Origin of the sequence: Winogradskyella sp. ECml5-4 (assembly GCF_036903175.1) — a bacterium.
GTDB lineage: Bacteria > Bacteroidota > Bacteroidia > Flavobacteriales > Flavobacteriaceae > Winogradskyella > Winogradskyella damuponensis.
The window spans coordinates 1-1576 of the sequence record NZ_JAYJLF010000054.1; the positions used below are offsets into that span (position 1 = coordinate 1).

Genomic DNA, 1576 nt, shown 5'->3' on the forward strand with positions numbered 1-1576 from the left:
TAATTTATACAACGAAATAAGATTACATTTATCTTTAGACTATAAAACACCTAATATGGTATATAAATTATCAGCGTAAAATCAATTTTAACCTGTAGCCATATTTCAGGACTAGACATTTAAAAAAACACGATAGGTAAAAAGGACAAGTCTGGAATTATTTTTGATGTTGTCAATTATCCAAAAGAAATAATTACAAACTAAAACCTTACCAAACAAATGAGAAAGTCTAAAATTGTAATAACCATAATTACCTTGTTCCTATGTTTCAAAGGAATAGCACAATTTAATCAAAATAGCGAAAAGCAAATAGTAGTTGGGAAAGTTGATAGCTTATATTCCAAAATACTAAAAGAGCAAAGAGAAATTTGGATACATACACCTGAGGACTTTAATAGCACTAAAAAATATCCAGTTATTTATGTATTGGACGCATCTCAACAATTTTATGTTATTACTGGAATGCAAAAGCAACTAACGCCTTTCAAAATTCCTCAATCTATAATAGTTGGCATTACCAATACGGATAGAACAAGAGATTTTACGAATACTAATGTTCCTTTTCAACGCGGACACGAATCGGAAACTTCTGGAGGTGCCAGTAATTTTTTAAAATTCATAAATCAAGAGTTAAAACCGTATATCAACAATAAATACCCAACCGAAAACAACAATACCATTATTGGTCATTCTACAGGAGGTCTTTTTGTACTTTATTCATACTTACATCACGAAAATTCTTTTGATAATTATTTGGCAATTGACCCAAGCCTTTGGTGGGACAAAGAAAATTTGGTTAAAGAAACTCAAGAACTACTAAATAAAGGAAATCGAAAAGAAAAGTCATTATATATAGCTGTGGCTAATAGTATTGGCAAAGCAATGGACACGGTTAAAGTTAGAAAAGACAAAACAGTTCCTACTGAACAGATTAGAGCCAATTTAAAGTTTCACGACCTATTAGTGAAAAATAATAAAGATATTAATTTTAAATGGGAATACTTTGAGAATGAAGACCACGGAAGCATTGTTGTTCCAGCCCAGTATAATGGATTGCGGTCGATTTTCTCTTGGTTTCCATTCCCAGAAATGTGGCGTTTTAACACACCAAAAGAATATTCCGCCAAAGAATTAACAGAACCGTTTAAAACCCACTATAAAGAATTAAGCATTCGAATGAAACGTGAAGTAAAACCTGATTGGGAATTTCTAAATCAAGTTGGGTTCTTTATGTTGGATGGACATAATCTTCCTAAAAAAGCTTTAGCATATTTAGAACTGAATGCTGATTTCTATCCTAATGAATCAAAAAGTTATGTTGCATTGGGGAATTACTTTTTATCTCAAAAAAATAAATCAGAAGCAATCAAATACTATAAAAAAGCAGTGGGAATAGATGCAAATCAAGAAGCTCAAACTAAACTAAAGGAATTAGGACAGTAATAAAAACTGCCTCTAACAAAGTACTGTGGTAAAAAACAAGTAAAAATGTATTAATTTTTCACTAAAGTACTTTTATAATTTCCATCATATATTAATCCTGATTTAGCTAGTGCAAAGGCCTGTTTTAGTAGTT

Annotated in this window: 1 protein-coding gene; it reads left to right on the forward strand. The window is 30.8% G+C overall.

The genetic code is table 11. The annotated features are described in order from the left end of the window. Positions 1-219 precede the first annotated feature (219 nt). Positions 220-1443 (forward strand): alpha/beta hydrolase-fold protein, encoded by a 1224-nt coding sequence (locus tag VDP25_RS17560; protein ID WP_334471933.1) that lies wholly within the window; start codon positions 220-222, stop codon positions 1441-1443. Positions 1444-1576: the final 133 nt, after the last annotated feature.

Coding starts and splice junctions, on each gene's coding strand:
- VDP25_RS17560 (WP_334471933.1), top strand. CDS start 220: ATGAGAAAGTCTAAAATTGTAATAACCATAATTACCTTGTTCCTATGT.